Below are 24220 nucleotides of genomic sequence, written 5' to 3' on the forward strand. Positions count from 1 at the left end.
TCAGAGACTCCCAGCCCACCCACCGGACACGGCGGGCAGGCGATCGAGGAAAAGACAGGCGGCCAGCAGGTCGGCGGCGCCGCCGGGCGAAGCGTTCAGCGCCAGCAGGCGGCGGTCCAGCTCGCACAGGCGGCGACGCCCGGCGAGACTGGCGCTGCCGCCGGCGGCGAGCACCGCGCGGGCGCCATCCTGCATCGCGGCGAGGCCGACGCGGCCGGCGCGGTGCAGCACGCAGGTATCGTCGAGGACGCTCATGATCGCCAGCAGCGCATCGAGCCTGGCGTTCTGCTCGCCAGCGCCGCCTTCGCGGCTGCGCCATAGCTGCGGCAGGCCGTGGCGCACTGCGCGGGGGAAGCCGAGACGCGCCTCCTCGCGGGCGCCGCCGACGCCGTAGCGCCGACGGACGCGCTCGCCGTGGCTGTCGCCGATGGCGGCCGCCGGATCGTCGAGCAGGGCGATGCGTCCTGCGCGCGCGGCCACTTCGCCGGCCTGCGTGCGGCGCGGTTCGAGAGCGGCGGCCGCGACCAGCAGGCCGAGCGCCCAGATCGCTCCGCGATGGGTGTTCACGCCTTCGGTGGTACGCAGCATCGCCGCCTCGCCGTCGCGCCCCAGTTGGCCAAGGACGCCGCGCAGGCGCGCATCGATGCGCCCATGCCGCTGGGCGGCGTCGGCCATTTCCTTGAAACACGGCCACAGGCTCAGCGCCGAGGCCTGCATCAGGCCCAGGTGCAGGTCGGCATGCGCGCCATTGCCGCGACGGTCCACCAGGGCCGGTTTGGGCGACAGTTCGGCTTCGTCGATGAGGGCGTCCACCGCCAGGTCGGCCAGGCATTCGCCGAGGTCGGCGCGCAGCGTCGCCGCGAGGTTCGCGATGGCGTTCATCACCAGCTCCTGAAACGCGCCGGCGGCTGGTACAGCCCGCCGGACCACTCGACCAGCTCGGCGATGCTCTTCGCCGCCAGCAGCTCGCGCGAGGCGTCGGTGCGGCGGATGCCGAGGTCCTCGGGCAGCGCGATCAGCCCTTCGCGGCGCATCCGCTGGGTCTCGCGCGGATCGTGGCGCAGGCCGATCGGACTGATCCCCGCCACCGCCGCGATCATCGCCTGACGTTCCTCCAGGGAGCGCGCCTTGTACAGGTAGGCGATGCCTTCCTCGGTGAGCACATGGGTGACGTCGTCGCCATAGATCATCACCGGCGCCAGCGGCATGCCGGTCTGGCGCGCCACCTCCAGCGCGTCGAGGCGCTCGACGAAGGTCGGCTTGCCGCCGTCCTGGAAGGTCTCGACCATCTGCACCACCAGCTTCCTGCCGCGCTCCAGCAAGGCCTCGGGTTCGCCCCGCATGTCCAGCCAGGCCGGCGTCGAGTGGCGCCGGCCGCGCGGGTCGTGGCCCATGTTCGGGGCGCCGCCGAAGCCGGCCAGGCGTCCGCGGGTGACGGTGGAGGAATGGCCGTCGCCGTCGACCTGGAGGGTAGCGCCGATGAACAGGTCTACCGCGTACTGCCCGGCCAGTTGGCAGAACATCCGGTTGGAACGCAGCGAGCCGTCGCGACCGGTGAAGAACACGTCGGGACGCTGGGCGATGTAGCCCTCCATGCCCAGCTCGGTGCCGAAGCAGTGCACGCTCTCGACCCAGCCGCTCTCGATGGCGGGGATAAGGGTCGGGTGCGGGTTGAGGGTCCAGTGTCGGCAGATCTTGCCCTTCAGGCCGAGGGACTCGCCGTAGGTCGGCAGGATCAGCTCGATGGCCGCGGTGTTGAAACCGATGCCGTGGTTCAGCGACTGCACGTTGTGCCGCTGGTAGATGCCGCGGATCGCCATCATCGCCATCAGCACGTGGACCGGCTTGATGTGGCGCGGGTCGCGGGTGAACAGCGGCTCGATGTAGAACGGCTGGTCGGCCTCGACCACGAAGTCCACCCAGGACGCCGGGATATCCACTCGCGGCAGGTCGCGCGGGTCGTCGACGATACGGTTGACCTGGACGATGACGATGCCGTCGCTGAACGCGGTGGGCTCCACCAGCGCCGGGGTGTCTTCCGTGCTCGGCCCGGTGTACACGTTGCCTTCGCGGTCGGCGACGAAACCGGCGACCAGCGCCACGTTGGGGATCAGGTCGACCACCAGCCGCGCGTACAGCTCGATGTAGGTGTGGATCGCGCCGATCTCCAGCAGGCCGTCTTCGAGCAACTGGCCGATGCGCAAGCTCTGCGGGCCGGAGAAGGAGAAGTCGAGCTTGCGCGCGATGCCCAGTTCGAACAGGTCGAGATGCTCCGGGCGGCCGACGCTGGGCATGATCATGTGCAGGTCGTGCAGCTTGCCGGGATCGACCCGCGCCAGCGAACGGGAGAGGAAATCCGCCTGCTTCTGGTTGTTGCCTTCCAGCACCACCCGATCGCCCGGCGCGATCAGCGCCTCCAGCGCGGCGACCAGGCGTTCGCGCGGCAGCACCGCGCCGTCAGCCAGGCCGCGCACGCGCTCGAGGCGCCGCTGCTTTTCCTGGCGGCGCCGCGACCACTGCGGCGGGGGAGAGATCGGTGTCGTCATGTCGGCTCCAGGTTTCACGCTGTCGTGAGGAGCCACGTTAGGCAGGCCGCCAGGCCTGTTCAATCAAGCAGCCGACATGATCGTTACGCTTGGGTTAACGATGCAGCGCTGGCGCTGCGTTCAGGACGTCACGGCGTCCGGAAACTCTTCGCGCAGGGCCTCGCCCAACCAGCCGATGAACCACTCGACGTCCGCCGAGGGCGTGCCGGGCGGGGTCAGCACCTGGTAGCACTCCAGTGCCGCCTCGGCGGCCAGGGGCCGCACCAGAGCGCCGCTGCGCAGTTCCTGGCGGACCAGCACCTCGTTGGCCAGGGCGATGCCGAGACCCTCTTCGGCCCGCGCCAGGGCATGATCGTTGCTCAGGTAGAGCACCGCCGGACGGACCTCGACGTCGACCCCGATGGCGGAGAACCAGAGGTTCCACCACTCGCCGTCGTCGACATGGATGAGCTTGTGCGCGACCAGTTGCTCCGCCGACTCCAGCGGTCCGGCGGCGGCCAGGTAGGCCGGCGAGCACACCGGGAACACCTTGGGCCGGATCAGCAGCGCACGCGGGTTGGCGTACTGGCCCGGCAGGCCATAGACGATACCGAGGTCGGCGCTGCGCTCCTCCACGTGGTCGAAGGTGGGATTGGGTTCGAGGGCGATCTTCAGCCCCGGTCGCTGTGCGCAGAGGGTTTCCAGGCGCGACGTCAGCCAGCGCCGGGAGAACGCCGGCACCGCCATGATCCGCAGCCAGCGCGCGCCACTGAGCTGGCCGCCGGCCTCGGCGATCTGCTGCAACGCGGTGGACACCGCGGCGTAGTACTGCCGCCCGGCCGGGGTCAACAGCACGCCACGCGAAGTACGTTCGAACAGACGCGCGCCAAGCCAGTCTTCCAGCAGCCGGACATGCCGGCCGACCGCCGGCTGGGTTACGTGCAGGGCTTTCGCCGCCGCCACGTAGCTACCCAGGCGGGCGGCGGCCTCGAAGGCGCGCACAGCGTTCAACGGGGGCAGACGGGGGATCGACATGGGCCTTGCGAACCTCGCTAGGTGTTAATTTTTTTAACACCTTATATAAGAAAATTGAGCTTTCGACAGCCGCCCCTTTTCCGCATCATCCGCTCCAGCCATCGGCGACCACAAGCCGGCGCTACCCTTCCGCCACCTCGCGGAAGCCTACTTTCCAGCCCTGCCATAAGAACAACAACCATCGTCGCGCCGCATTGCGGCACGCACGAAGGGGAATCGGAGGTAAGTCCATGAGTGCCCTGCATTCGCTGCGTACCCATGCAGTGTCCATCCGCGCGGTACGCAAGGTGTACGGCGATCCCGAGAGCGGCCCGGTGGCGCTGAAGCGCGTCGACCTGGATATCCGCGACAATGAATTCTTCACCCTCCTCGGCCCGTCCGGCTGCGGCAAGACCACCCTGCTGCGGATGATCGCCGGCTTCGAGTTTCCCACGGAGGGCGAGATCCTCCTCTACGGCGAGAACATCGCCGCGCGACCGCCCTTCGAGCGCCCGGTGAACACCGTGTTCCAGCACTATGCGCTGTTCCCGCACATGAGCATCGCCGAGAACCTCGCCTTCGGCCTCGAATCGCGCCCACTGGGACGCAGCCTGGGCAAGGCGGAGATCGCCGAGCGGGTCCGCGAGATGCTCGCCCTGGTGCAGATGGAACGTTTCGCCGATCGCCGTCCCGGGCAGCTTTCAGGAGGCCAGCAGCAACGCGTGGCACTGGCCCGTGCGCTGGCGCCGCAACCGCGGGTGCTGCTGCTCGACGAACCGCTCTCGGCCCTCGACCTGAAGCTGCGCCAGGCGATGCGCGAGGAACTCAAGGCGATCCAGGCGAAGACCGGGATCACCTTCATTTTCGTCACCCACGACCAGGAGGAGGCGCTGACCATGTCCGATCGCATCGCCGTGCTCTCCGAGGGACAGGTGCAACAGGTCGGGCCGCCGGAAGAGATCTACGAGCGCCCCGGCAACCGCTTTGTCGCCGACTTCATTGGCGAGACCAATTTCATCGAAGCCGAGCTGCTCCAGCGCGACGGCCCGCTGGCGCTGTACCGCGGTCCCGGCGGCGAAGCGTTCGAGGCCGCCGCGCGCGACGGCCTGGCAGCCGGAGCCCGGGTCTGCCTGTCGATCCGCCCGGAACGCCTGGACCTGCTGGCGGCCAACACCGGCGGCGGCCTGCCCTGCACGGTGGAAAGCCAGGTCTACCTCGGCACCGACCTGCAATACCGGGTGCGCCTGGCCGACGGCAGCCTGCTGACGGTGCGCACACCGAACGGCACGGCACGGCGCTTCGCCACCGGCGAAGCTGCCTGCCTGGCCGTGGCCAAAGACAGCGCCAGCGTCCTGCTGGATTGATCCCCTTCGGCAACGGACCCCAGCCATGCATCCGATCCCTTCCCCCGGCGCAGCCTTGCAGCGTCGCCAGGCCCTGCGCAGCTTCCTCGGCGTCACTCCGGCGCTGGTCGCCATCGGCCTGTTCCTGGTGTTGCCGATCCTCATCGTCGCCGCCTATTCGCTGATGGAGGCCAACCCCTATGGCGGGGTCGACCGGGCCTTCAGCGGCGAGGCGTACGTATCCCTGCTCTTCGAACGGCAGATGGACGACAGCCTGGCCTTCGCCGACTCCTACCTGACAATCGCCCTGCGCTCGCTCGGCATCGCCGCGCTGACCACCCTCATCACCCTGTCGCTCGGCTTCCCGGTGGCGGTCTGGCTGGCCATGCAGCCGCCGCGTCGGCGCGGCCTGCTGATCTTCCTGATCACCGTGCCGTTCTGGGCCAACCTGCTGATCCGCACCTACGCCTGGATCCTCCTGCTGCGCGGCAGCGGAGTGATCAACAACGGCCTGCTCGGCCTCGGCCTGGTCGACCACCCGTTGCCGCTGCTCTACAGCGACGGCGCGGTGCTGCTCGGCCTGGTCTACACCTACGCGCCCTTCGTGGTACTGCCGATCTACGCGACCCTGGAGAAAATGGACATGCGCCTGCTGGAAGCCGCCCAGGACCTCTACGCCGGCCGCCTGCGCACGCTACGCAAGGTGGTCCTGCCGATCGCCCGGCCGGGCATCCTGGCCGGCGCCATCCTGACCTTCGTGCCCTGCCTGGGCGCGATGATCGCCCCGGAACTGCTTGGCGGAGGCACCCGCATGATGCTTGGCAACCTGATCTTCCGGCAGTTCGCCGACGCCCGGAACTGGCCGTTCGGCGCCGCCCTGTCGCTGGTGCTGATGGCTGCGGTGATGCTGGTCCTGACCGTCTACGCCTGGCGCGCCGAACGTCTCGCACGGGGGATGGGCCGATGATCGCGCGCCTGTGGAAAGGCAGCCGCCATAACGTCCAGGACTTCCCCGGCTTCGGTGCCTTCAGCTTGTTGTTCTACCTGTACCTGTACGCGCCGATCCTGGTGCTGGTGGTGTACTCCTTCAACGCCAACCAGTCGGCCACCGTCTGGACCGGCTTCAGCCTCGACTGGTACCGCGCCGCCTTCGCCAACCAGGCGCTGCGCCAGGCCGCCGGCAACAGCCTGCTGATCGCCGTGTGCGCCAGCGCCGCGGCCACCGCGATCGCCACCCTGGCCTCCCTCGGCACCTCGCGTGGGGCGAAGTTCAGGGGCCTGCGCCTGTCGATGGGAGCGATCATGCTGCCCCTGGTGCTGCCGGAAATCGTGGTCGGGGTCGCCACCCTGGCGCTGTTTTCCACCGTCGGGCTGTCTCTCGGCTACGGCAACCTGATCATCGCCCACACGGTGTTCTGCATCCCGTTCGCCTACCTGCCGATCCGTGCCCGCCTGGATGACATGGACCTTTCCCTGGAGCAGGCCGCCGCCGACCTCTACGCCGGTCCGTGGCGGACCCTGCGCAAGGTGACGCTGCCGCTGCTGGCGCCGGGCATCTTCTCCGGCCTGATGCTCGCCTTCATCGTCTCGCTGGACAACTTCGTGATCTCGATGATGGTCTCGCAGGCCGGCACCACCACCCTGCCGATCTTCATCTTCGGACTGCTGCGGATGGGCGTCACGCCCGACGTCAACGCCGTGTCGACGTTGATCCTCGGCGTCTCCGTGATCTTCGTCAGCCTTTCCTACCTGCTCGGCAAGCCACGCGCCTGAGCCCTACGTCGGAGAAATCCCCATGCATCAACGGATCGCAAGCATCGGCCTCGGCCTCACCCTGGCCCTGGGCGGCAGCGCCCAGGCCGCCGGGCAACTCAACGTGGTCAGCTGGAGCGGCTACTTCTCGCCGCAGTTGCTGGAGAAATTCGAGAAGGAAAGCGGCATCCGCGTCACGGTGGACTCCTATGACTCCAACGAAACCCTGCTGGCCAAGCTCAAGCAGGGCGGCGCCGGCTACGACGTGGCGATTCCTTCGCAGCAGTTCGTTCCGATCCTGGTCAAGGAAGCATTGCTCGAGCGCTTCGACCCGGCCGCCGAGCCGTACTACGCCAACCTGCTCGACAACCTGAAGAAGCCCGCCTGGGACCCGGAGGGCGCCTACAGCGTGCCCTTCATCTGGGGCACCACCAGCGTGGTGCTGGATGGCGCGCGCTACGCCGGCCCGGCCGACAGCTACGCGGTGCTCTACCAGCCGCCGGAAGAACTGCGCGGGCGGATCAACATGTTCGACTCGGTGAGCGAGGTGGTCGACATGGCCAGCCTGTACCTGGGCATCCCACTCTGTAGCGCGGACCCGAAGCAGATGCAGCGCGTCCTCGAACTGCTCAAGGCGCAGAAACCCTTCGTCAAGACCTACAGCTCCAAGGCCGGCTCGATCCGCGAGAACCTCGCCGCGGGCGAGGTGGACATGTCGATGTTCTGGGGCGGCTCGTCGATGCGTGCGCGCGAACTCAAGCCGAGCCTGAAGTACCTGTATCCGAAGGAAGGCGTGCTGGCCTGGGTGGACAACCTGGTGATCCCGCGCGGCAGCCGCAACCCGGACAACGCGCGGCGCTTCATCGCCTTCCTCGCCCAGCCGGAGAACGCCGCGCTGACCCAGAACTTCCTCAAGCACCAGAGCCCGGTGAAGGGCGTCGAGCCCTACCTCGACGCCAGTCTCAAGGACGCCCCGGAGCTGCACGTCCCCGCCGGTACCCGCGTGGTGTTCAGCCAGACCTGCGGCGAAGACGCGATCCGCCTCGCCGACCGCCTGTGGACCAACCTGATGCGCTGAGCGCAGCGCCGTTTCGCGCCCCTGGCACAGGGGCGCCCCTTCTCGACTGCCAAGGCCCGACCCCGATGAAGCCCAACCCTCCGATCAACGAGCTGGTCCTGCTCCAGGCCCACCAGCTTGCCGAACGCATCCGCCTGCGCCAGGTGTCCTGCCGCGAGGTGATGCAGGCCTACCTGGCGCATATCGAGCGCTTCAACCCACGGGTCAACGCCCTGGTCAGCCTGCTGCCGGCGGAACGCCTGCTGGAAGAGGCGGACGCGCGCGACGGCGAACTCGCCCGTGGCGAATGGCGTGGCTGGATGCACGGTCTGCCACATGCCATCAAGGACCTGTCGCTGACCCGTGGCATCCGCACCACCCTCGGCTCGCCGCTGTACCGCGACTACATTCCCGAGCGCGACGGGATCATGGTGGAGCGGATCAGGGCCGCCGGCGCGATTCTCATCGGCAAGACCAACACCCCCGAGTTCGGCCTCGGCTCGCAGACCTACAACCCGCTGTTCGGCGCCACCGCCTGCGCCTACGACGAACGCCTCAGCGCCGGCGGCAGCAGCGGCGGAGCCGCCGCTGCCCTCGCGCTGCACCTGGTACCGGTGGCCGACGGCAGCGACATGATGGGCTCGCTGCGCAACCCGGCGGCCTTCAACAACGTCATCGGCTTCCGCCCTTCCCAAGGCCGCGTACCGTTCGACGACAGCGCCGACCTGTTCTTCGACCAGCTCGGCTACGAAGGCCCGATGGGCCGCAGCGTGCGCGACACCGCCCTGCTGCTCTCGGTGCAGGCTGGCGCCGATCGCCGCGCGCCGCTATCCATCGCCGAACCCGGCGCGCGGTTCGCCGCTCCGCTGGAGCGCGATTTCGAAGGCATCCGGCTGGGCTGGCTGGGCGACCTCGATGGCTACCTGCCTATGCAGGACGGCATCCTCCAACTGTGCCAGCGCGCGCTAGGCGATTTCCGCAGCCTCGGCTGCGAGATCGAAGAAGCGAACCTCGGCTTCGCCCCGGAGCGCCTCTGGGAATGCTGGCGCACCTTGCGCCACTGGCTGGTGGCCGGCTCGCTCGGCGGCGTGCATGCCGATCCGGCGAAGCGTGCCCTGCTGAAGCCGGAAGCGCTCTGGGAGGTGGAGAACGGGCTGCGCCTGGGCGCCGACGCGGTCTTTCGCGCGTCGGTCATCCGCAGCGACTGGTATCGCGCCATCGGCCGGCTGTTCGAGCGCTACGACTACCTGTTGCTGCCCAGCGCGCAGGTATTTCCCTTCGCCAAGGAAACCCCCTGGCCGCGCAGCATCGAAGGCGTGGCAATGGACACCTACCACCGCTGGATGGAAGTGGTGGTTCCCGGCAGCCTGTCCGGCTGCCCGGTGGCCAATGTGCAGGCGGGCTTCAATGCCGAGGGACTGCCGATGGGCCTGCAAATCATCGGTCCGCACCAGGCCGACTTCGCGGTACTGCAACTGGCCCACGCCTACGAGCGGGCCAGCCGCTGGTTCGAGCGCCAGCCGTCGCCGCTGCTGGCGAACTGAAGTGGTCTCAGGCGCGGCGGCGAGCCTGGCTGTCGATCAGGTACTGCAAGCGGAACAGGTGACGGTAGCCGGCCTCCCAGGCGCCGTGGCCGGACTTCACGTTGATGTGCCCGGCCTCGGGCAGGATCACCGTCTCCGCGCCCCAGGCGCGGGCCAGGTGCATGGCGCGCTGCGGGCTGCAGGCCTGGTCGTTGTCGGAACCCACCAGCACGCTGGGGAACGGCAACGGCTCGCGGCTGATCGGCGCGAAGTTGCGCAGCGCCTCGGCGCAGCTCTCGCGCTCGACGTCGGCCGGCGCCACCAGCAGGGCGCCGCGTACCTGGTCGCGCACCCGGCGCTCGGCCTGGGCCGCCCACAGCGCCACTGTCACACAACCCAGGCTGTGCGCGATCAGCACCACCGGCCCGGGCTGGCGGCGGATCTCGGCGTCCAGCTCGGCGATCCAGTCGGCGCGCAGCGGGGTGATCCAGTCCTGTTGCTCGACCCGTGAGGCATTGGGCAGCGCGCGCTGCCAGTGACTTTGCCAATGGGCGTCTTCCGAGCCGTACCAACCGGGCACCAACACATAACGGACGCGTTCGCTGTGCATGGAGAACCCTCCAGAAAAATTCATCACCAGGGAAGTGTAAGGGCGCAGCCTTTTTTCTCTAAGGAATAAAAAGCAATTTTAATATTCTATTAATACATATATGCCAATCGAGTTGATCCAGCGCAAGCCGAAGCCACTTTTCCGCGGCAACGCCTGGGCGGCGCAAGCCATCGGCGGTATACCTGAGCGCAGGCATCAGGTATCGGGACAGGATCATGGCCAAGAAATTTCCTCTCCATCCCAGCCATCCGGAGCGCATCTGCTGGGGTTGCGACCGCTATTGCTCGGCGGAATCTATGGGCTGCGGCAACGGCGCCAGCCGCACCCAGCATCCCAGCGAACTGTTCGGCGAGGACTGGGCCGGTGAATGGGAAGTCGAAGGAACGGAGGACGCCAAGGAGCAGGATGCGCCGGCACGCCAGGCCTGAGCGCCCAGGCGTGGGACGTGCGAGCGCCGGACAGGGTGCGCGACGCATTCGCGAGCCCGGCCTCGGCGGACACACCCGAGGAGCGTCCATCCGGAATAAAAAAGACCGCTCTCCCCTGCCCGGATCGGAGCGGTCGAAACCGTTGCCCGCCCGGCCTGCGCCGGACGGCGTGGATTCGCTTCAGCGTGCGGTGATCACCGCCAGCCTGGTGATCCCGGCGCGCTCGATGGAAGCCATGGCCTTCGCCACCTGGCCGTAGTTCACCCCTTCGTCGGCCTGCAACTGCACGCGGACCTCGGCGTCCTTCGCCTTGGCCGCGGCCAGGTTGCTCTCCAGCAGCTCCGGCTGGATCTCGTCCTTGTTGACGAACAGCTTGCCGGCGCCATCGATGCTCACCACCAGGGGATCCTTCTGCTCCGGCGGGGCCACCGATTCGGTCTTCGGCAGGTTGATCGGGATCGAGTTGGTCAGCAGCGGCGCGGTGACGATGAACACCACCAGCAGCACCAGCATCACGTCGACCAGCGGGGTGACGTTGATTTCGGAAAGGACTTCGTCGCTGTCCTGGGTCGAGAAGGCCATGTCAGGACGCCTCCTTCACGTTGCGCGAGGGGTTGCCGGCCTGGCGCGCGGCGGAGGGATGGACGATGACGCGGAACGCGCTCTTCTGCGCCAGGCTGTAGAAGTCGTGGGCGAAGTCGTCGAGGTCGGCGGCGGTCAGCTTCAGGCGCCGCAGGAAGTAGTTGTAGACCAGCACCGCCGGCACCGCGACGGCGATTCCCACGCCGGTGGCGATCAGCGCGCTGCCGATCGGCCCGGCCACGGTCTCCAGGCTCGCCGAGCCGGCCGCGCTGATCCCCTTGAGCGCCTCCATGATGCCCCAGACGGTGCCGAACAGACCGATGAAGGGCGAGGTCGAGCCGATCGAGGCGAGCACCGCCAGGCCCGACTCCAGGGAACGCCGCTCGCGCTGGATCTGCTGGCGCAGGGCGCGTTCGAGACGGTCCTGGTGGTTGATCGACTGGGCCAGGTCGGGCTGGCCGTTGTCCTGCACCTGGATCGCGGCGAAGCCGGCCTGGGCCACGCGGGCGCCGGCGCCCTGCTTGTCCTGCGCCTGCTCGCCGGCGGAGTCGAGGCTGGTGGCGCTCCAGAACTGCTTCTGGAACTGGCGGTCCTGGCGCTTCTGCCGGGCGAACTGCACGCCCTTGACCAGGGCCAGGCCCCAGGTGACCACGGAAAAGCCGACCAGCAGCCAGATGACGGCGCCTTCGACGGATTCGAGCGGGGTGGTTAACAGACTCATGACGGATGCTCCTCGTGACGCTGCAGATTCAGTTCAACTTGAAATCGATCGGTACACTGACCCAGCCGTCCTCGGCCTTGTCGCCGCGCTTGGCGGGAACGAAGGACCAGCGCTTGACCGCTTTCACCGCGGCCTGGTCGAGGGCTTCGCGTCCGCTCGACTTCTGCACCTGGATCTCGCTCGGGCTGCCGCTGGCGAGGACATGCACCCGCAACAGCACGGTGCCCTCCCAGCCGCGGCGCATGGCCAGGGCGGGGTATTCCGGCGCCGGGTTGTGCAGGTAGCCGGCGTTCGCCGACGGCGGCGTCAGCGGCGCCGGCGCCGGCGGGGCGGGTGGCGCGGCGGGTTGCGGCGGCGCGGGCGGAGCCGGCTCGACGGCCTTCGGCGCCGGCTTGGGCCGGGGTTGCGGCTTGGGCTTGGGTTTCGGCTTTGGCACCGGCTTCGGCGGCGGCGGCTTCACCGCGTTCTCGTCGACCACCGGTGGTGGCGGTTCCTCGACCACCGGCGGCAACGGCTCGGGCGGCGGCGGTTCCACCACCGGCGGCGCCGGGGCGGTGAACTCGATGGTCATCGGCGGCACCTGTGGCGGCACCTCGGGCAGCGCCGGGGTTCTCTGCTGGCTCAGCCAATGGATCACCGCTCCGTGCAGGGTCAGGGCGAACAGGACCAGCAGGATCGCCTCGCGCCGGCTGAGCACCCGACCCTGTGCCGGGTTGTGGCGAACCAGGTGCAACGCCTGGCGAACCGGCCGACCGAGCGCCACCAGGTCGCCGCCGGGCGTCTCACGCCAGGGCTGCGTGCGGGCATCGACGGGCTGGGGTGTTGCCATGAAAAGCTCCTTGCACTGACGAACTCGATGGCCGCTCAGGTCCGTGCTGGAGTCCTAGCGGCGCAGGGAGTTGCATGATTGGCAAGGAGGCTTAGCGCCTGAAGTAATTATTTTTGTTATGGAAATAACTTCTGGAGCTATGGGTTTCGCCCCTATCGCCACAGGCCGCGTGGTTGGCGGGCTACAGCGATCCGACGAAAAACCCATGCCTTGCGGGCATGAAAAATATTCCTGAAAGGCTGGTGTTTTCGCCGTTGGAAGCGGCGGAGAACGCTGCGCGGACAACCCGCGAAAACGAAAAACCCCGGCCTGGGCCGGGGTTCTGGTGGACTCAGCGGGGAATCACTCCACCGCCTTGACCATGTCTTCGATGACTTTCTTGGCGTCGCCGAACACCATCATGGTCTTGTCCAGGTAGAACAGCTCGTTGTCCAGGCCGGCGTAGCCGCTGGCCATGGAGCGCTTGTTGACGATCACGGTCTTGGCCTTGTAGGCCTCGAGGATCGGCATGCCGGCGATGGGCGACTTCGGATCGTTCTTCGCCGCCGGGTTGACCACGTCGTTGGCACCGAGCACCAGGACCACGTCGGTCTGGCCGAACTCGGAGTTGATGTCCTCCATCTCGAACACCTGCTCGTAGGGCACCTCGGCCTCGGCCAGCAGCACGTTCATGTGCCCCGGCATGCGCCCGGCGACCGGGTGGATGGCGAACTTCACGGTGACCCCGCGATGGGTCAGCTTCTCCGCCAGTTCCATCAGCGCGTGCTGGGCGCGGGCCACCGCCAGGCCGTAGCCGGGGACGATGATCACGCTGTCGGCGTTGGTCAGCAGGAACGAGGCATCGTCGGCCGAACCGGACTTCACCGGACGCTGCTCCTTGGAGCCCGCCGGGCCGCCGGCGTCGGCTTCGGCGCCGAAGCCGCCGAGGATGACGTTGAAGAACGAGCGGTTCATCGCCTTGCACATGATGTAGGAGAGGATCGCGCCCGAGGAGCCGACCAGCGAGCCGGCGATGATCAGCATCGAGTTGTTCAGCGAGAAGCCGATACCCGCCGCGGCCCAGCCGGAATAGGAGTTGAGCATCGACACCACCACCGGCATGTCGGCGCCGCCGATGGGGATGATGATCAGCACGCCGAGGACGAAGGCCAGCGCCAGCATCACGGCGAAGGCGGTGAGGTTGCCGGTGAACATGAACACCAGGCCCAGGCCGAGGGTTGCCAGGCCGAGCACCAGGTTCAGCAGGTGCTGCCCGGAGAACTGCACCGGGGTGCCCTGGAACAGGCGGAACTTGTACTTGCCGGAAAGCTTGCCGAAGGCGATCACCGAACCGGAGAAGGTGATGGCGCCGATGGCCGCGCCGAGGAACAGCTCCAGGCGGTTGCCGGTGGGAATGGTGTCGCCCAGGTGCGCGACGATCCCCAGCGACTGCGGCTCGACCACCGCGGCGATGGCGATGAACACCGCGGCCAGGCCGATCATGCTGTGCATGAAGGCGACCAGCTCGGGCATCTTGGTCATCTCGACGCGCTTGGCCATGATCGAGCCGGCGGTACCGCCGACCAGCAGGCCGACGACGATGTAGCCGACGCCGGTGGTGGCGATCTCCGCGCCCAGCTTGAACACCAGGCCGACGGTGGTGGCCACGGCGATGGCCATGCCGACCATGCCGAAGAGGTTGCCGCGGCGCGAGGTGGTCGGGTGCGACAGGCCTTTCAGGGCCTGGATGAAGCAGACCGAGGCGATGAGGTACAGGAGGGTGACCAGGTTCATGCTCATCAGTGGCCCCCCGCCTTCGGCGCTTTCTTCTTGAACATTTCCAGCATGCGCCGGGTGACCAGGAAGCCACCGAACACATTGACCGCGGCCAGGGCCACGGCGAGGGTGCCCATGGCCTTGCCCAGCGGGGTCACGGTCAGGGCGGCAGCGAGCATGGCGCCGACGATGACGATCGCGGAAATCGCGTTGGTCACCGCCATCAGCGGGGTGTGCAAGGCAGGGGTGACGTTCCATACCACGTGGTAGCCGACGTACACGGCCAGCACGAAGATGATCAGGTTGTAGATCCCGTCAGAAATGATATCCATCGTTTTCACCGGTCTTCAGGGCGCAGGCGCGAGGCGTGCGCATTTATCGTTATCGAAGCTTCCCGACGCAGCGGCTCAGCCGTTCTTGCGCACCGCCTGGCCGTCGCGGCACATCAGGCAGGCGGCGACGATGTCGTCCTCGAGGTTCACGCTGAAGCCTTCGGCGTTCAGGGTGAGCTTGAGGAAGTCGAGGATGTTGCGCGCATATAGCGCCGAGGCGTCCGCCGGTACCAGCGCGGCCAGGTTGCTGTGGCCGACGATGGTCACGCCGTGCCGGACCACGACCTGGTCGGCCTCGGTCAGCGGGCAGTTGCCGCCCTGGGCGGCGGCCAGGTCGATGACCACCGAGCCCGGCTTCATCTCCGCCACGGTCGCCTCGTGCAGCAGCGTCGGCGCCTTGCGGCCGGGGATCAGCGCGGTGGTGATGACGATGTCCGACTGCTTGGCGCGCTCGTGCACGGCCTTGGCCTGGCGCTCCATCCACGAGGCCGGCATCGGCCGCGCGTAGCCGCCGACGCCTTCGGCGCACTCGCGCTCTTCGTCGGTCTCGTAGGGCACGTCGACGAACTTGGCGCCGAGCGACTCGATCTGCTCCTTCACCGCCGGACGCACGTCGGAAGCCTCGATCACCGCGCCCAGGCGCTTGGCCGTGGCGATCGCCTGCAGGCCGGCGACGCCGGCGCCGAGGATCAGCACGCGGGCGGCCTTCACGGTACCGGCGGCGGTCATCAGCATCGGCATGAAGCGCGGGTAGTGGTTGGCGGCGAGCATCACCGCCTTGTAGCCGGCGATGTTGGCCTGCGAGGAGAGCACGTCCAGGCTCTGCGCCCGCGAGGTACGCGGCGCGGCCTCGAGGGCGAAGGCGGTGATGCCGCGCTCGGCCATGCGGGCGATGTTCTCGTTGTCGAAGGGGTTGAGCATGCCGACCAGCACGGCGCCGCTTTTCATCTGGGCCAGCTCGGCGGCGCTGGGCGCGACCACCTTCAGCACCAGGTCGGCGCCGAAGGCCTCGGCGGCGCTGCCGATCGTCGCGCCGGCGGCTTCATAGGCACTGTCCGGCTGGCTGGCGTTGACGCCGGCGCCGCTCTGGACGATCACCTGGTGGCCTTGGCCGATCAGCTTCTTGACGGTTTCCGGGGTGGCGGAAACCCGCGTCTCACCGGCATGGGTCTCGAGGGGGACACCGATCTGCACTCACGAATCTCCTGCGTGATTGTCGAGTAGTCCGGGGCACTGCGGATGGCGCACCGGCTGCGGAGGTCTAGCTCACATACCGCGATTCGCGAACGAACCTTGGCGCGGCATTGTGCAATCGAGCCGAAAAGCCTTCAACAAGTTCTGAAGGCATACGACAGAGAAACTACAAGTCATAAACCGACCAACAATTCCCGCCCATCGCCGCCGGGCGCGTCCTGACTGGCGTGCAGCCTATCCGGGGAAGCCCGCGCGAGAATATGACATCCCTGCCGTGAATGACCGGCTATCAGGTCAAGCCGCTACGGCTTCGACGGGAAAATATCCTGCCAGCGCCGCGGAATGCCGGGGTAATTAATGTTTTTAATACGCTGTATCAGCAATCCCTGATGCCTGGCCAAAGTAGCAAAGCAAAACTTTGACTACAAAGTCAGGATCGCCTTTCCATGGGCGCTGCAGGCCAGCTCGTTAGACCAAAGGCGAATTGCCCTATGGGCAGGATAGACGCGGAGAAATGGCAGAACTGCGACAGCATGTCGCAGTTCTGCTAGCTATTCGCCGGAACGGAAGGGGCTCGCCAGAGCGGCGCGCAGCGACCTACGCCGGTCGGCAACGGAGGAGCCGGCGCACGCTGGGGGATGCCGGCTCAGAACGGACGGCTGCCCGCCAGGCTGATGCGCTTCAGGCGCCGCCGCTCGCTGGCCGGGAAGGCGTTGCGCGCATGCAGCACGGCCTGGTTGTCCCACCAGACGATGTCGCCCACCGACCAGGCGTGGCTGTAGCTCAGTTCCGGGCGCGCCAGATGTTCGCGCAGGCGACCGATCAGCGCCTGGCCCCGCGCGGGGTCGTAGCCGGGAATCTCCACCTCGGTGTGGGCGCTGAGGAACAGTACGCGCCGGCCGCTTTCCGGGTGGGTGCGTACCAGCGGGTGCTCGCTGCCCTGGATCGGTTCGATGTCCGGCGTGCGGTAGGTGGCGAAACCGCCGCCGTAGCCGCCCTCGCGCAGGCGGATGAAGGGGTTGTAGTTGATCAGGCGCAGGCCATCGATCTCGCGCCGGGTCGCCTCGTCGAGGCTCTCGTAGGCGCGCGCCAGGTTGGTGAAGCGCGTCTCGCCGCCACTGGACGGCACCTCCAGTGCGTAGAGGAACGAGCCGGAGGACGGCACCGGCGTCCATTGGTGGTCGATGTGTGCCGGCAGGGCGAAGTTGCCCAGTTCGCCGTCGCCGGTGTTGGCCACCTTGACGATGTCCGGCACCTTGCCGTCGCCACCCGAGGACAGCACCGGGATGTCCGCCGGCGGCTGGAACACCGAGCCGAACAGGGTGGCGAAGCGCAAGTACTGCTCATCGTCGAGGTGCTGCTGGCGGAACACCAGGATGTGGTGCTCGCGCAGCGCCTGCTTGAGCGCCAGGACCTGCTCCGGCGCCAGCGGCCGGCGCGCGTCGAGGCCACGGACTTCGGCGCCCAGCGGCGCCTCCAGGGGGGTGATGCGGAATGCCTCGGCGACCTCGGGTTCGGGTTGCCGGGCGGTGGCGGATTGGCTCATGTAAGGGGTCCTCGCGGGTTCGTTCTGCCTGTGGTCGCCCTCCCCGGCGAGGAGAGGGCCGGGTCCGTCATGCCTTCCGGATCGTCCGGCTGCGTTGCCCGTCGATGCCTACCGGCACGTCGCCGCCGAGGGTCACCCGGCGCACCACGCGCGGCTGGTCGCCGTAGTCGTCGATCGCGTAGTGCTGGGTCGCGCGGTTGTCCCAGATCGCCACGTCGCCGGCCTGCCAGCGCCAGCGCACGGTGTTCTCCAGGCGCGTGACGTGCCCCTGCAGCACCGCGAAGAGGTGCGCCGAGTCATGCTGCGAAAGACCCTTCAGGCGTTTCACGAAGTGGCCGAGGAGCAGCGTCCGCTCGCCGCTTTGCGGATGCACGCGGACCACCGGGTGCTCGGTCTCGTAGACGGTCGAGGTGAACACCTTGCGGTAGTTCTCCAACTGCTCCACCGAGGCGCTGGGCTTGACCCCGGCGTAGTCGTACTCGTTGCTGTGCACCGCCCAGAGCCGGTCGGCCAGCTCGCGCAGCTCCGCCGGCAGGTCGGCGTAGGCGCTCGCCGTGTTGGCCCAGACGGTGTCGCCGCCGGACTCCGGGGCCACCACGCTGCGCAGGATCGAGGCCTTCGGGTAGGCCTCGACGAAGGTCACGTCGGTATGCCAGGAATTGGCCCGGCGGCCTTCGGCGCCATCCAGCTCGAGGAGGAAGCGGGTGCCTTCGCGGGACGGCACGGTGGGGTGGGCGACCGGTTCGCCGAGCAAGTGGGCGAAGGCCTCCTGGGTCTGGTCGTCGAGATGGCTCTGGTCCCGGAAGAAGATCACCTTGTGGCGTACCAGGGCGGCCTGGATCGCCTCGACGGTGGCGGCGTCCAGTTCGCCGGACAGGGTCACGCCGCGAATCTCCGCGCCGATCCGTCCGGCGACCGGCCGGATGTCGAGCCGTACCGGCGTGGCGAGGGCTTGTGCTGCATTGCTCATGTCATGTTCCTCATGCGTGGGGTACTGCGTGGGTGAAGGCTCAGAAGTCGTAGCGCAGCGATACGCCGAGCGTGCGCGGCTGCCCCACCGATGCGGTGTAGGAGCCGTTGATGCTGGCGAAGGCGCTCAGGTAGTAGTCCTTGTCGAAGGCGTTCTTCAGCCATACCGAGGTGTCCAGTTGGCCGTCGCCGAGATCGCTGCGCAGACCGGCGGCGAGGTTCACCAGGGCGTAGCCGTCGATCTTCGAAAGGTCGGAGTTGTCCAGCGTGCCCTCGGCGGCGGAGCGGTAGGCGTAGCTGGCGCTGACGTAGGGTTGGAAGCGGTCGTCGAGGCGCCACTGGTATTCGCCATTGAGATTGGCGATCCATTTCGAGGCGCCGACCACGCGCTGCCCGGTGAGGTCGCAACTGCTCGGCGCGCCGGGCCGGGTGCTGACTTCCGCAGGGCACGGGGCATCCTTGAACGACAGGTAGGTGACGTCGTTATAGGAGCCGTTGAAGTTCAGGGTCAGGCCGCGCAACGGCAGCGCGGTGGCCTCGAACTCCAGACCACGCGAGCGCACGCTGCCGGCGTTGGCCAGCACCTGCACCAACTGGGTCGAGCCCGGCGCCTGGTACAGGGTGGTGGCCTGGTAGCCGTGGATGCCGGTCCAGAACAGGTTGGCGTTGAGCAGCAGGCGCCGGTCGAAGAGCGTGCTCTTCAGGCCCAGCTCGGCGTCGTTGGCGCGCTCCGGTCCGACCAGCAGCGAATCGGCGCCGGCGCTCGGTGCGCTGCCCACCGCCAGGTTGACCCCGCCGGACTTCTCGCCGTGGGACAGGCTGGCGTAGCCGAGCAGGTCGTCGCTGAACTGGTAGCTGAGGCTGAGCAACGCCGAAGGGGCGAAGTTGTACTGGCTGAGATCGCCGGAATCGTAGGCGCCGAGCTGGCCGTTGCGCACCGCCGCGCCGACCCCGCCGACCGCCGCGCCGCCCAGCGGAGCGAAGCGCTCAACCTTGGCGTTCTTCTCCTCGTAGGTACCACGCAGGCCGGCGGTGAAGTCCAGGCGTTCGGTGAGGTGCCAGGTGCCCTGGGCGAACAGCGCGAAGCTGTCGGTCTCGATCTTGCCGTTGGCCTTCGAGTAGGTGTCGTTCAGCGCGCCGAGATTGGCGCCGAGCAGGTACAGGTCGGCCAACGGTCCGTAGGAGGTGAAGGTCTTGTTGCCGAGGTTCTGCCTGAACGCGTAGGCGCCCACCACGTAGTCGAAGGCACCGCCGGTGGGCGAGGCCAGGCGGATCTCCTGGGAGAACTGCCGGTCGTGCACTTCCACCCCGGTGTCGTTGATCGCCGAGACGTTCAGTTGCTCGTCGTTGGCCGGGGTGAAGTGCCAGTAGCGGTAGGCGCTGATGGAGGTCAGGCGGTAGCCGCCGGCGAGGTTCCAGTTGGCCTCCAGCGAGCTGCCGCCCTGGTGCACGCTGACGTGCTGGCGGCCGTTGATGTTGACCTTCCTGCGCTGCGGATCGCGCAACGGCGAAGCGCCGACCAGCGCGGCGCGCTGCCAGAAACGCTCGGCGCCGCCGTAGACCACCATGCTGCCGTTGCTCGAATCCTCCTCGTTGTAGTCGGCGATCCAGCGCAGGCTGAAGTCCTCGTTCGGCTCGAACAGCAATTGCCCGCGCGCGCCCTGGCGCTCGCCGCCGTTGAGATAGTTGTCGTCGTGGATGTTCTTGATGTAGCCGTCGTCGCGGGTGCGATAGGCCGAGAGGCGTCCGGCGAGGGTTTCGCCGAGCGGCCCGGAAACCGTGCCGCGGCCCTGGAAGTAGCCATCCTGCCCGCCGGAGACCTCGACGGTACGCTCGGCAGTGAAGGTCGGCGCGCGGGTGCTGATGTTCAGCACCCCGGCGGTGGTGTTCTTGCCGAACAGGGTGCCCTGCGGACCGCGCAGCAGCTCCAGTTGCTCGATGTCCAGCAGGTCGAACACGGCCATTCCCGGACGTCCCAGGTAGACGTTGTCGAGGTAGATCCCGGCGCTGCCTTCCAGGCCGTCGCTGGCGGGGTTGTTGCCGATGCCGCGCACGGCGACGCTCGACTGCCGCGCATGGATGTAGGCGACATTGACGCTGGGCAGCACCTGCTGCAGGTCCTGCACCCGGGAGATGCGCTGGGCCTCGAGAGTCTCGCCGCCGAGCACGGTGATCGGCGTCGGTACCTTCTGCGAATCCTCCTCGCGGCGACGCGCGGTGACAGTGACCTTGCCCAGGGCCGTATCGGCCTTGTCCGGGACGCTGCTGGCCAGCGGCGGCGCTTCCTCGGCGGGCGCGGGAGCATCGGCGGCACTGGCCGGCAACGCACCGCCGAGGGCGAGCAGCAGGGCCAGGGCGTAGTCGGAGCCGCCGTGCGGCGTTCGGCGGAGCGGCAAGCGGTAGTGGTGCTTCATCGTGAATGTCCTCGGTTCCGGCGCAGCCGGACGCAGGCAGCAGGCGGCCATGCCGCGCAAGGCAGCGATCTGGCGAAAGGTTCGAAGGGGGCCGGCGGACGGCTCAGCCCCGGGCGACTGTCAGGGGCGACAGCCGCCGGCGACGCGGAAGGGCATTCGGAACGGCGGAGGTGGGGCGGCAAAGGCACGGTGGACCATGTTCAGCTCCTGGGGTCTATCTATGCTTATTACTAAATCGCATATTTTTCTAATTTGTTCTTTGTTGACGGAATAAGAGCTTGCATTTAAAACCAGCACATCCCGAACGGCAAATGCCTTTGTCCAATATTTCCAATGCCGGTAAAGCATCATGGATCTGCGCCAACTGCGTTATTTCATCGCCCTCGCCGAACACCGCAGTTTCGTCCGCGCGGCGGACGCCATGGGCATCACCCAGCCGGCCTTCAGCCGCAGCATCCAGGGCCTGGAGCAGGAGCTTGGCTGTCAGTTGGTGGACCGTGGCAGCAAGGACCTGCGCCCGACGCCGGAAGGCCAGGTGGTGCTGCAACACGCGCTGAGCCTGGTGCAGGGGTCGGCCAACCTGATCCACGAGATCGCCCAGTTGAACAAGCTGGATGCCGGCGAGCTGCGCTTCGGCAGCGGGCCGGCGCCGGCCCAGCAACTGGTGCCGGACGCGGTGGCCGACTTCATCAACCGCCACCCGCGGGTGCAGATCAGCCTGGACGTGGACAACTGGGAAAAGCTCAGCCGCGCCCTGCTCCGCGAAGAGATCGAATTCTTCGTCGCCGACATCCGCGACTTCGAGGCCGACCCAAACTTCCAGACGCGCCCGCTGACCCCGCGCCGCGGCCAGTTCTTCTGCCGTCCGCAACATCCGCTGCTGGGCAAGGACAGCCTGTCCACCAACGACCTGTTCAACTACCCGCTGGCCTCGACCCTGATTCCCCCGGGCATCCGCAAGCTGCTGGCGAACCTCAGCGGCAAGATCGACTTCGCCGCCAACATCCGCTGCGAGAACATGCACGCGCTGATCCGTATCGTCCGCCAGACCGACGCCATCGGCATCGCCAGCGACGAGACCCTGCGCCCCTACCTGCAGCGCGGCGAACTGCAACCGCTACAGTGGCGCAACCTGCCGCAGAACCTGGATAGCCTCAGCGCCCGCTGCGGCATCATCAGCCGCAGCGGCTACCGGCTTTCGGCAGCGGCCAAGGCGATGATCGAGACGCTGGTGGAACTGGACCAGGCGCAACACGCGGCGGCCTGAGCCGCCGCGCGCTTTCCCTTCCTCTACTGGAGTTTCGGCAACCCCAGCGCGCCGCGCAGCTCCTCGCGCACCGCGGCGAAGTCGGCGGCCACCGCCGGATCGGCCAGCAGGCTCGCCACCAGCGCCGCGGCGGCGGTCTGCCCGCCTTCCAGGTCGCTGGGGAAGTGCACGCCGGCCAGCACACGGCTCTGCGCATGCTCCTCGGCGCGGGCGAAGAACGCATCGTGATGCTCCGGCACCAGCATGCTCAGCAGCGAGGCCTTGAAGTAGCTGTCCATGGTGTGGCCGCTGGGATAGGACTCCCCCTCCGGCGGCGGCAGCACCGGCTTCACCTTCGGTGTCACTTCGTAGGGACGCGGGCGGGCGAAGTGCTTCTTCGCCGGCATCAGCACCTCGACCAGGTTTTCCTGGGCGCGGTTGAAGAAACTCCGGGTCAGCGGCAGGCGTTCCTTGTCGAACGAGGCGCCCAGCAGGTCGCCGGCGAAGGGGAAGACGTTGTCCTCCCACTGGTCGTGGGCGCGTACCCGGCGTACCTGTTCGGGCGTGCGCAGGCGTTGCGCCTCCAGCACCGCGCCGAGATCGGCGACGGCCGCAGCCGAGTCCGCCGCCGGCGGCGGCGGGAGGTAGTCGGCCAGGCGCGGTGGGTGGGCCAGCGGATAGGGCGCGGCGGCGGTCTCCCCGAGACAAGACAGCGGTGCAAGCAGCGAAAGGCAGAGCAAGAGCGAAGGGCATAGGGTCTTGTTGTTCATGAAGCGTATTCCCTGAGGCGAGGTTGCATCGGGAGCCTAGGCTCCCACCCACGGCCGTTGCGGATGACGGCCGACGCCACACTCTCCGTCGGTGACTTCCGAAATGCTTGACCCGGCCTGCCGTTGCACATGCCAGCCCCTGCCAATGGCAGGCCCCGGCAAAAGCCGAGGCAGGGAAACACAAGCGGCCTGCGGAGCGACTTCCGAGACTGCGCCCACCTGGCACTCAGGTGGGAGAAAACAATAAATGCAAAATCTCAGACGCGCTGTATTCGCCGGCCTGGTCGCCGGCACGCTTTCCGAAGGGGCGGCCGCGACGGCCGGGGATGGGGGCTTCGTCGAGGACAGCGAACTGCAGTTCCTCGCTCGCACCTACTACTTCAACCGCGACTACCGCGACAGCCCGAACAACGCCGGGCGCAACCGCTTCAAGCCCAGGAGCGAGCGCAACGGCTACCGCGAGGAAGCCACCCAGGGCCTGCGCCTCCAGTTCGCCTCCGGCTACACGCCGGGCAGCCTCGGCTTCGGCCTCGACGCCCATGCCATGCTCGGCCTGCAACTGGACAGCGGCGGCGGCCGCACCGGCACCGGCAACCTGCCGGTCGGCGCCGACGGCCATCCCGACCATCGCTACGGCAAGGTCGGTGGCGCCCTCAGGCTACGCCACGGCGAAACCCGCCTGAAGTACGGCCAGACCACCACCAGCGCGCCGGTGTTCGCCGCCAGCAGCAACCGCACGCTGGCCGGCATGGCCTACGGCCTGCTGCTGGAGGACCGCTCGTTCGACGGGCTGCTGCTCGAGGGCGGGCGCTTCACCGCCGCCTCCGGCCCCGGCGAATCCAAGGTCCGCGGCGACATCAGCACCGTCTACGGACGCCTCGGCGCCTATCCGGTGCGCCTCGACGCGGTCGGCTTCCTCGGCGGTCAATGGCAGGCCACGGAGCGGCTGCAACTGTCGCTCTACGCCTCGCGCTTCGACGACATCTGGCAGCAGGCCTATTTCGGCGCCAGCCATCGCCAGCCGCTGGGCGGGGAGCGCGCGCTGCGGGTCGACCTCGACGCCTACCGCACCCGCGACAGCGGCCAGAGCCGCTTCGGCCGCATCGACACCCTGGCCAGCTCCCTGGCCCTGGGCTACGAACAGGGGCCGCAGCGCATCACCCTGGCCTACCAGCGTGTCCATGGCGAGCAGCCGTTCGACTACATGGCCTTCGGCGACGGGCGCTCCAGCGCGTCCATGGTACTGGCCAACTCGGTGGGCTACTCCGACTTCAACGGACCGGGCGAGCGTTCCTGGCAATTACGCTATGACCTGGACCTCGGCGCGCTCGGCCTGCCTGGGCTCAGCCTGCATGCGCTGCATGCCCGCGGCCGTGCCGGGGCCAGCGCCAGCAGTGCCGCCGAGAGCATCTACGCCGGACTCTACGGGCGTGACGGGCGGCACCGGGAAAGCGACCTCGGCTTCGCCTATCGGGTCAAGGCGGGCCCCCTCGCCGGCCTCGCGCTGCGCGCCTCGCAGGCCTGGCACCGGGGCAACGCGAGCTATCTCGACGGCGACATCGACGAAACCCGGCTGGTCGTCGATTACTCCCGCTCGATCTGGTGACGCC

At 68.0% G+C, this 24220-nt stretch carries 22 protein-coding genes; 8 read left to right on the forward strand and 14 right to left on the reverse strand.

What is annotated here, in order from left to right:
• The 3 genes from FHW81_RS19090 to FHW81_RS19100 all read right to left on the reverse strand — a co-directional run bounded on the left by FHW81_RS19090 (position 1) and on the right by FHW81_RS19100 (position 3560).
• Complete coding sequence (locus FHW81_RS19090; RefSeq protein WP_003137092.1) at positions 1-882, reverse strand: triphosphoribosyl-dephospho-CoA synthase; 882 nt, start codon at positions 880-882, stop codon at positions 1-3.
• Positions 882-2546 carry a malonate decarboxylase subunit alpha gene (gene mdcA / locus FHW81_RS19095; RefSeq protein ID WP_003145070.1) on the reverse strand — a complete coding sequence of 555 codons (1665 nt, stop codon included), beginning with the start codon at positions 2544-2546 and terminating at the stop codon, positions 882-884. Before mdcA ends, FHW81_RS19090 begins: the two co-directional genes overlap by 1 nt.
• A gap of 120 nt (positions 2547-2666) precedes the next feature.
• Positions 2667-3560 (reverse strand): LysR substrate-binding domain-containing protein, encoded by an 894-nt coding sequence (locus tag FHW81_RS19100; protein WP_003106182.1) that lies wholly within the window; start codon positions 3558-3560, stop codon positions 2667-2669.
• Between the two features lie 230 nt (positions 3561-3790).
• Here FHW81_RS19100 and FHW81_RS19105 point away from each other — a divergent pair, with 230 nt between their 5' ends.
• The 5 genes from FHW81_RS19105 to FHW81_RS19125 all read left to right on the forward strand — a co-directional run bounded on the left by FHW81_RS19105 (position 3791) and on the right by FHW81_RS19125 (position 9235).
• Positions 3791-4903: an ABC transporter ATP-binding protein gene (locus FHW81_RS19105; RefSeq protein ID WP_003106181.1), complete on the forward strand. Its 1113-nt coding sequence runs from the start codon at positions 3791-3793 to the stop codon at positions 4901-4903.
• A 25-nt stretch (positions 4904-4928) separates the two neighbouring features.
• Positions 4929-5849, forward strand: a complete 921-nt coding sequence (locus FHW81_RS19110; RefSeq protein ID WP_009875683.1) for an ABC transporter permease — start codon at positions 4929-4931, stop codon at positions 5847-5849.
• Complete coding sequence (locus FHW81_RS19115) at positions 5846-6655, forward strand: ABC transporter permease (protein ID WP_106120520.1); 810 nt, start codon at positions 5846-5848, stop codon at positions 6653-6655. Before FHW81_RS19110 ends, FHW81_RS19115 begins: the two co-directional genes overlap by 4 nt.
• 22 nt (positions 6656-6677) lie before the next feature.
• Complete coding sequence (locus FHW81_RS19120; protein WP_003106178.1) at positions 6678-7712, forward strand: extracellular solute-binding protein; 1035 nt, start codon at positions 6678-6680, stop codon at positions 7710-7712.
• A 65-nt stretch (positions 7713-7777) separates the two neighbouring features.
• Positions 7778-9235, forward strand: a complete 1458-nt coding sequence (locus tag FHW81_RS19125) for an amidase (RefSeq protein WP_004346843.1) — start codon at positions 7778-7780, stop codon at positions 9233-9235.
• A 7-nt stretch (positions 9236-9242) separates the two neighbouring features.
• On the opposite strand, the gene FHW81_RS19130 is transcribed toward FHW81_RS19125, so the two are convergent.
• The gene (locus FHW81_RS19130) at positions 9243-9824 is read right to left on the reverse strand and encodes an alpha/beta hydrolase (protein WP_003106176.1); all 582 of its coding nucleotides are present in this window, start codon (positions 9822-9824) and stop codon (positions 9243-9245) included.
• Positions 9825-10039: 215 nt separating this feature from the next.
• Here FHW81_RS19130 and FHW81_RS19135 point away from each other — a divergent pair, with 215 nt between their 5' ends.
• On the forward strand, positions 10040-10252 hold the full coding sequence (locus FHW81_RS19135) for a DUF3079 domain-containing protein (RefSeq protein WP_003118603.1): 213 nt from the start codon (positions 10040-10042) through the stop codon (positions 10250-10252).
• 180 nt (positions 10253-10432) lie between these two features.
• Here the strand turns inward: FHW81_RS19135 and FHW81_RS19140 are convergent, their stop codons facing one another.
• From FHW81_RS19140 to FHW81_RS19180, 9 genes are all read right to left on the reverse strand, one after another.
• A complete protein-coding gene (locus FHW81_RS19140) occupies positions 10433-10834 on the reverse strand; it encodes an ExbD/TolR family protein (RefSeq protein ID WP_003106175.1) in 402 nt (133 codons plus the stop codon).
• Between the two features lies 1 nt (position 10835).
• Positions 10836-11555: a MotA/TolQ/ExbB proton channel family protein gene (locus FHW81_RS19145; protein WP_003083979.1), complete on the reverse strand. Its 720-nt coding sequence runs from the start codon at positions 11553-11555 to the stop codon at positions 10836-10838.
• Between the two features lie 28 nt (positions 11556-11583).
• The gene (locus FHW81_RS19150; protein ID WP_023097124.1) at positions 11584-12384 is read right to left on the reverse strand and encodes an energy transducer TonB; all 801 of its coding nucleotides are present in this window, start codon (positions 12382-12384) and stop codon (positions 11584-11586) included.
• Positions 12385-12726: 342 nt separating this feature from the next.
• Entirely contained in the window at positions 12727-14163 is a 1437-nt protein-coding gene (locus tag FHW81_RS19155; protein WP_003083975.1) for an NAD(P)(+) transhydrogenase (Re/Si-specific) subunit beta, read from the reverse strand.
• The gene (locus FHW81_RS19160; protein ID WP_003083974.1) at positions 14163-14471 is read right to left on the reverse strand and encodes an NAD(P) transhydrogenase subunit alpha; all 309 of its coding nucleotides are present in this window, start codon (positions 14469-14471) and stop codon (positions 14163-14165) included. The genes FHW81_RS19155 and FHW81_RS19160 overlap by 1 nt, the downstream gene beginning before the upstream one ends.
• A gap of 75 nt (positions 14472-14546) precedes the next feature.
• Positions 14547-15665 (reverse strand): Re/Si-specific NAD(P)(+) transhydrogenase subunit alpha, encoded by a 1119-nt coding sequence (locus tag FHW81_RS19165; RefSeq protein ID WP_003083972.1) that lies wholly within the window; start codon positions 15663-15665, stop codon positions 14547-14549.
• Between the two features lie 646 nt (positions 15666-16311).
• Positions 16312-17211: a TauD/TfdA dioxygenase family protein gene (locus FHW81_RS19170; RefSeq protein ID WP_003112661.1), complete on the reverse strand. Its 900-nt coding sequence runs from the start codon at positions 17209-17211 to the stop codon at positions 16312-16314.
• 67 nt (positions 17212-17278) lie between these two features.
• Positions 17279-18181, reverse strand: a complete 903-nt coding sequence (locus tag FHW81_RS19175) for a TauD/TfdA dioxygenase family protein (protein WP_003112660.1) — start codon at positions 18179-18181, stop codon at positions 17279-17281.
• A 40-nt stretch (positions 18182-18221) separates the two neighbouring features.
• Positions 18222-20594 (reverse strand): TonB-dependent receptor, encoded by a 2373-nt coding sequence (locus FHW81_RS19180; RefSeq protein ID WP_003161019.1) that lies wholly within the window; start codon positions 20592-20594, stop codon positions 18222-18224.
• A gap of 349 nt (positions 20595-20943) precedes the next feature.
• Between FHW81_RS19180 and FHW81_RS19185 the strand changes: the two genes are divergently transcribed.
• Positions 20944-21861, forward strand: a complete 918-nt coding sequence (locus tag FHW81_RS19185) for a LysR family transcriptional regulator (RefSeq protein ID WP_003083964.1) — start codon at positions 20944-20946, stop codon at positions 21859-21861.
• A gap of 23 nt (positions 21862-21884) precedes the next feature.
• On the opposite strand, the gene FHW81_RS19190 is transcribed toward FHW81_RS19185, so the two are convergent.
• A complete protein-coding gene (locus FHW81_RS19190; RefSeq protein WP_003083962.1) occupies positions 21885-22610 on the reverse strand; it encodes an acid phosphatase in 726 nt (241 codons plus the stop codon).
• A 247-nt stretch (positions 22611-22857) separates the two neighbouring features.
• Here FHW81_RS19190 and FHW81_RS19195 point away from each other — a divergent pair, with 247 nt between their 5' ends.
• Positions 22858-24216, forward strand: coding sequence for an OprD family porin (locus FHW81_RS19195; RefSeq protein ID WP_003142446.1), 1359 nt, complete (start codon positions 22858-22860; stop codon positions 24214-24216).
• The last annotated feature ends 4 nt before the right edge of the window (positions 24217-24220 follow it).

The sequence above is a fragment of the Pseudomonas sp. RC10-4-2 genome, assembly GCF_050433085.1.
Lineage (GTDB): Bacteria > Pseudomonadota > Gammaproteobacteria > Pseudomonadales > Pseudomonadaceae > Pseudomonas > Pseudomonas aeruginosa.